General features: G+C 68.5%; 1 protein-coding gene. It reads right to left on the bottom strand.

The window, feature by feature from the left end; genetic code table 11:
• Window positions 1-515 (bottom strand): DUF1963 domain-containing protein (locus M8J74_RS44250; RefSeq protein WP_249841780.1); only part of this gene is annotated, 515 nt, incomplete at both ends.

Genomic DNA, 515 nt, shown 5'->3' with positions numbered 1-515 from the left:
TCCTCGAAACGGTCCAGGATGTCGTCCCGGTCCGCGCCGCCTTCGAGGAACGCGCTGGTCGCGGGACCGTCACGCCAGTCTGGTCCGGGGGTGAGTCCCGGGACCGGATAGAGCACATTCGGTTGGTAGACGGTGACTTGTTCCGGTTCGCCGTCGAGTTCGTAGCTCGCCGGGCGTTGCGTGGTCGGCACGTCGGAGGGGATGTGGAGCACCACCGAGGACTCCGGCTCGTACTCGATCTCGACGAAGAACAACAGCTGCCCGTCGGGCGGCAGTTCAATGTCCAAGGTGTCATGGGGGAGTGCCGCGCAGTCGACGGTCAGCAGCAGCGGTTCGCGTCCTTCGGGCCAGTCGACGCCGTCCGGCAGGCTGGGGAGGCCTCCGGTGCGCGCGGCGGGACGGGCCTCTTCCTGCTGGGCGGGAGTCAGGCTCTCGAAGGGGACAAGGTGAAGGCACGGCCGGGTATCGGCGAGCAGCTCCTGAGCGACCGGCCCGGGGACGCCATGCTTCTCGGC

The organism is Streptomyces panaciradicis, assembly GCF_023516615.1.
GTDB lineage: Bacteria > Actinomycetota > Actinomycetes > Streptomycetales > Streptomycetaceae > Streptomyces > Streptomyces panaciradicis.
Note: the sequence above shows the minus strand (reverse complement) of the source record. Positions and strands in the feature narration are given on the sequence as shown.